We start from the raw sequence: 5,510 nt of genomic DNA on the forward strand, positions 1-5,510 counted from the left end.
GAAAAAGAGCCTTATGATATAATTAGTGAGGTTATAAGCATTAATTTTGTAGACTTCAATATGGATTTTAATGATGAGGGTAAGCCCCATAGGTGTTTTAAGCTAATAGACACAGAAAATCCAGATATTGTTTTAGATATGGTTCAAATGCATATAGTGGAAGTGCCGAGATTTAAGAAAATACTAAATAATAGTAACACAGAAGATATTAAGAGAAAGCAAATATTATCTTGGATAGAGTTTTTTACAGCTAAAGATTTGGATAAAGTAAAAGATAAATTAAAGGAGGTAAATAATATCATGCCTAAAGTAATTAATAAATATGAGCGTTTTATATCAAGCGAATATGAGATGGAAGTTTATAATGCTAGGGACGCTTTTTTGTATGGTCAGACTATAATGCTAAAAAGAGAACGAGAAGAAGGTATACAGGAAGGTATAGAAAAAGGTATAGAGAAGGGCTTGCAGGAAGGCAGAAGAGAAGAGCAAATTACTATAGCTAGAAGTTTAAAAAATGCTGGTATAGATATAAAAATTATTAGTGAAAATACTGGGCTTACTATAGAAGAAGTGTTAAAATTGTAATATATTAAAACTCTAATAGCAAATATAAAAATAAGTGAGTTTTTTTATATTCTCACTTATTTTTTATATTAAAAAAACTTTTTTATTTATCTTTTCTGTATTCTTTATATTTTTCCATTAATTCATCAAATATTTTAGCCGCTTCAAATATTAGATAATCACATCCGTTTTCTGGGTGTCTGTATTTTTCTACTAATGAGTCGCAGTTTGTACTTTTCATCTTATCATTAAATTTAGTTATATATTCTGCTTCTATTTCTTTTACGAGTGTTCCTTCATGTCCCTTCTCTTGTATAAATGCCTTAGAAAAAGCCATTATACCTCCAGTTAATACTCCGCAGGTAAGTCCCATAGCCATACCGCCTCCAAAACCAGCAGCCAATTTTAAATCATTTTTATCTATATTCAAATCATATACTTTGTTTGCCCCGTAAAGCATTTTTTCGGCACAATTCAAATCTTCTTCTTTACCGAATCCTGAAGTTAAATATTCATATAATGTCATCTTTATAACCTCTCTTAATTATAATTTTTAAAACTTTATTATTTTTAAAATTTTATTAATGTAGAACCCCAAGTAAGACCAGCACCAAAAGCAGTTAATAACACATAGTCTCCTTCTTTTATAGCTCCATTTTCAAATGCTTCTGTAAAAGCTATACCAACACTTGCTGCAGATGTATTTCCGTATTTTTGTATATTAACATAAAACTTATCATCTGTGAGAGACAAAGTTTTGGCAACAGCATTCATTATTCTAGTATTTGCCTGATGTGTTATTATAAGTGATAAATCTTTTAATTGTAAATTAGCATTTTTTACAGTTTTATTAATAGTATAATCAAAAGTTTTCACAGCTTTTTTAAATACTTCAGTGCCTTCCATATATATAGTATTTGTTTTATCTAAAACATTATCTTCTGTAATAGGTGAAACACTTCCGCCGCCTTTCACTATAAGTATGTCTGGATTAGATTCTGAGCCTATGTCTGTAGCTATAATTCCTTTACCGTCATCTGAAGCCTCAAGCAATGCACTGCTAACTCCGTCTCCAAATAGTATAGCAGTACTTCTGTCCTCCCAGTTGAGTATGTCCGAACATTTTTCTGCCGCTATTATCAAAACCTTTTTGCATTCTCCGCTTTCTATTAATGATGCTGCAGTATTTAAAGCATATATATATCCAGAACATGCAGCTGATATATCAAATGAAAGGCATGAGTTTTTTATATTAAATGCCTTTTGTATAAGTCCTGCAGTAGAAGGAAAAGTATATGATTTTGTAGAAGTAGCAACTATTACAGCATCTGCATCTTCTATTACAGCTCCTTTTTCTTTAAGTTTTTCTACAGCTTTAACTGCCATATCTCCAGTGCTTTCATCTTTGTCTGCTATTCTTCTCTCTTCTATTCCAGTTCTTGTAACTATCCAATCATTATTGGTATCTAGTGTCTTTTCTAAATCATAATTTGTAACAACTTTTTCAGGCAAATATGATGATAAATATTTTATACTAGCTTTCATATTGTTTTTTACTCTCTTAATTGTATTTTTTTAATATAATTTTTAATATAAAAAGAAACAGCAATTAATTTTTATCTTTTACCAAATATATCATAGGTACACTTATTACAGTAACCGCATATTTTACAACAAAGTTAAATATAAATATTCCAACCAAAGCATCAAAAGGCAAAGCACCCCAAAATGCTATAATTACAAATACCAAGTTATCTACTGGTATACTAAAAGCATTGCTTATTAATACTCTAAGCCATTGATATCTTTTTGTAATTTTAGTAACAAATAAATGATATATTTCTGTATCTACAAGCTCGGATAAAGTAGAACCAAGTATTGAAGCTATTGATATTCTAAGTACAGGGCTTAATGTTGCTTTAAACGCTTCATTAAACTGCCAGCTTGCATCTGCAGGTATTTGAGAGACTATATAAAAATAAATAGGTGAAAAAATATTTATAATAGCGGATACTATTATTAGTTTTTGTGTATTTTTCTTTCCTATAGTTTTATGGGCCATATCTCTGATTGTAAAGGCTAAAGGATATAAAAAAGTTCCTCCGTCTACAGCAAGTGTTAGAACATTTGCTATTTTTACGCTTGCTATATTTGATATCATTTGACAGGCTATGTAAGAACAAATTACAAGTATGCTTATAAATGAAATATTATATTCTTCTTTTGCTGTATCCATAATTAAAATCCGTAATTTATTATTAATAAGATGATATATAATATATTAAAAATCAATTTTAGTCTATATGCAGTTTATTAAGTTTTGACAAATTAATAAAATTAGTATATGATAAAGTCCGTTAAATTTTTTAGTGAGCAGCTTATATATATGAAAAAACAAAAAAATGAAGAAGCAGTAAGACTTGTTAAAGTAATATTAGAATCTGGTTTTGCAAGCAGAAGAAACTGTGAGAAAGCCATAATATCTGGAAGAATAAGAGTAAATAATGAGGTTATATTAGACCCTGCATACAGAGTAAAAGAATCTGACAGTGTTTCTATAGACAGAAAATTAATAGAAAGACAGAGAAAAAGATATATGGCATTATATAAGCCTGTAGGTGTTGTAAGCACTACAAAATATTTACCCGGAAGAAGAATAATTACAGAGTTTTTTAAGGGTATTAAAGAGAGACTATTTTATGCAGGAAGGCTTGACTCCGAATCAAGAGGTATTATGATAATTACTAATGACGGAGAGTTTGCAAATATTATAACACACCCTTCTTATGAAATATTAAAAGTTTATGATGTTACAGTTAATGGAAAGATAGATTCAGAAAAATTATATGAAGCAAGCAAAGGCATTACAATAAAAAATATTACTTATTCGCCTTTCAAATTTAAGATATTATCAAAAGGAAGAGTGCAAAGCAAAATACGTCTTACTATAAATGAAGGTAAAAACAGAGAGATAAGAAAAATATTTGATTATTTAGGATATAAGGTTATAGACTTGGAGAGAATATCTGTAGGCTGTGTAAGTAAATATGATGAAACTTCTGGAACATTGGAAGCAGGACATATTAGAGATCTTACAAAGAAAGAAATAGATTTTTTCTTTAATCAAAAAGATAAAAAATTAAAAGATATAGAAAACATATTTGCAAATGTTTCAGAATATGATGATAATATAATAGATGAAGACTATGGAGAAAACAATACTTACTCTGATATATCTAACAAACAAGAACAATCAGAAAAAAAAGAAAAAAAGCATGATAAATCTAAATGGGCTAAAGCAAAGCCTAAAAAGAAAAGATTAATTACAAAAAAAGAAAATACATATAAGGCTAAAACAAATAAATCAAAACCGCTTAAATCTGCTAAAAAAAATAATTTTAAGAGTTTAGAAAATAAAGAATATAAAAAATCTGACATTAAAAAAAGAAATTTTAATAAAGGAAGTACTGATAAGCCTTCTAATAAAAAACAAATTAATAAAAAGCATACTAACAAAAAAAGAATATAATATACTTAAATTTTTATTTTTTATAATTTTGGCAAAGTTTTATAAAATAATTAAGGTTTTAACATTACATTAGTATATTTACTAATATAATATTTTAATATACTGGAACGATTTCATTTTATCAACTTTTTTTGCCGCACACGCTCTGCGGGCTTCACCAAAGTTTTTGCAACACCACAGGCGGACTTCGTCAAATGCAGTCTTTCGCGAAACGTACCGAGTTTATCGAGTATATAAGGTTCTTTGTGCCAATACCATACCTAACGGTACTTCCTATGGTCGCAAAAGAACTGGGGGTTACGTAGTAAGCGGTGGGCAAATAAACATAAATAAACATCAAAATTTAAAAAAATTATTTTTTGACAAACTGTATTTGTTTAGGTATATACCATGTAAAAACCATTTATGAATAAACTATTTTGTCAAAACATTTATTGGACTGCCTTCTAAAAATGCCTTTATATTTTCATAAACTTTATGCATAAGCCTTGTTCTAGCCTCCAAAGTATTGCCTGCAAAATGCGGGGTGATGTAGCAGTTTTTAGCTGTAAGTAAAGGGTTGTCTGCTGAAGGCGGTTCTTTAGCAAGTACATCAAGTCCTGCTCCTGCTATTAAATTATTATTCAAAGCATATGCCAAGTCTTTTTCTACTATTACTCCTCCTCTTGAAGTATTTATTAAAAAGGCTGTTTTTTTCATTTTTGAAAGCAAGTTTATATCAATTAAATTTTCTGTTTCTTTATTTAAAGGTGCATTTAAAGATAAAAAGTCGGCTCTCTCAAAAAGCTCTTCTATACTAGATGCATTTTCAAAACCTTCTTTTTTACTTCTTGAATATACTAAAACTTTCATTCCCATAGCCGAAGACATTTTAGCAACCTCTCTCCCTATATCTCCGAATCCGAATATACACATAGTTTTATTTTCAAGCTCCATTAAAGGGTATGAGCTAAATGAATAATCTTTGCATTTTACCCAATCTCCATTATGCACTTGATTATTATGTTCAACTATCCTAAAAGATAATGATAATACAAAAGCCATAACAAGCTGAGCTACAGACTGAGGTCCGTATCCTCTTACATTTGTAACTGTTATTCCAAGTTCTTTTGCAGCTTCTATATCTACAGTATTATACCCTGTGGCAAGCATGCCTATATATTTTAAATTCACTAAAGACTGCATTAATTTTCTGTCAATAACAACCTTGCTGTTTAATATTCCCCAAGCATCATAAGCTATTTCTTTTACTTTATCATAATCTGTTCTGTCATAAACTTTTAAATCAGCTATGCTTTCTATTTCACCCCAAGATATATCACCTGGATTTAATATCCCGCCGTCCAATACTACAATTTTTGGTTTACTCATAATTTCTCCTATTTATATATTAAAAAATCTCGCTTATTATTATATG

The 5,510-nt window shown here is 29.1% G+C and carries 6 protein-coding genes; 2 read left to right on the forward strand and 4 right to left on the reverse strand.

The window, feature by feature from the left end:
• On the forward strand, window positions 1-585 hold a 585-nt coding region (locus tag F811_RS0100700), incomplete at its 5' end, for an Rpn family recombination-promoting nuclease/putative transposase (protein WP_020003394.1).
• Between the two features lie 82 nt (window positions 586-667).
• On the opposite strand, the gene F811_RS0100705 is transcribed toward F811_RS0100700, so the two are convergent.
• The 3 genes from F811_RS0100705 to F811_RS0100715 form a co-directional block, all read right to left on the reverse strand.
• On the reverse strand, window positions 668-1,090 hold the full coding sequence (locus F811_RS0100705; RefSeq protein ID WP_020003395.1) for a C-GCAxxG-C-C family (seleno)protein: 423 nt from the start codon (window positions 1,088-1,090) through the stop codon (window positions 668-670).
• A 44-nt stretch (window positions 1,091-1,134) separates the two neighbouring features.
• The gene (locus tag F811_RS0100710) at window positions 1,135-2,109 is read right to left on the reverse strand and encodes a beta-ketoacyl-ACP synthase III (RefSeq protein ID WP_020003396.1); all 975 of its coding nucleotides are present in this window, start codon (window positions 2,107-2,109) and stop codon (window positions 1,135-1,137) included.
• A 64-nt stretch (window positions 2,110-2,173) separates the two neighbouring features.
• The gene (locus F811_RS0100715; RefSeq protein ID WP_020003397.1) at window positions 2,174-2,800 is read right to left on the reverse strand and encodes a queuosine precursor transporter; all 627 of its coding nucleotides are present in this window, start codon (window positions 2,798-2,800) and stop codon (window positions 2,174-2,176) included.
• 150 nt (window positions 2,801-2,950) lie between these two features.
• Between F811_RS0100715 and F811_RS0100720 the strand changes: the two genes are divergently transcribed.
• Entirely contained in the window at window positions 2,951-4,093 is a 1,143-nt protein-coding gene (locus F811_RS0100720) for a pseudouridine synthase (RefSeq protein ID WP_020003398.1), read from the forward strand.
• A gap of 414 nt (window positions 4,094-4,507) precedes the next feature.
• Here F811_RS0100720 and F811_RS0100725 read toward each other — a convergent pair whose 3' ends face one another.
• Window positions 4,508-5,464, reverse strand: a complete 957-nt coding sequence (locus F811_RS0100725) for a D-2-hydroxyacid dehydrogenase (protein ID WP_020003399.1) — start codon at window positions 5,462-5,464, stop codon at window positions 4,508-4,510.
• Window positions 5,465-5,510: the final 46 nt, after the last annotated feature.

Origin of the sequence: Brachyspira innocens ATCC 29796 (genome assembly GCF_000384655.1) — a bacterium.
Taxonomy (GTDB): domain Bacteria; phylum Spirochaetota; class Brachyspiria; order Brachyspirales; family Brachyspiraceae; genus Brachyspira; species Brachyspira innocens.

Coding starts and splice junctions, on each gene's coding strand:
- F811_RS0100705 (WP_020003395.1), bottom strand. CDS start 1,090: ATGACATTATATGAATATTTAACTTCAGGATTCGGTAAAGAAGAAGAT.
- F811_RS0100715 (WP_020003397.1), bottom strand. CDS start 2,800: ATGGATACAGCAAAAGAAGAATATAATATTTCATTTATAAGCATACTT.
- F811_RS0100725 (WP_020003399.1), bottom strand. CDS start 5,464: ATGAGTAAACCAAAAATTGTAGTATTGGACGGCGGGATATTAAATCCA.
- F811_RS0100710 (WP_020003396.1), bottom strand. CDS start 2,109: ATGAAAGCTAGTATAAAATATTTATCATCATATTTGCCTGAAAAAGTT.
- F811_RS0100720 (WP_020003398.1), top strand. CDS start 2,951: ATGAAAAAACAAAAAAATGAAGAAGCAGTAAGACTTGTTAAAGTAATA.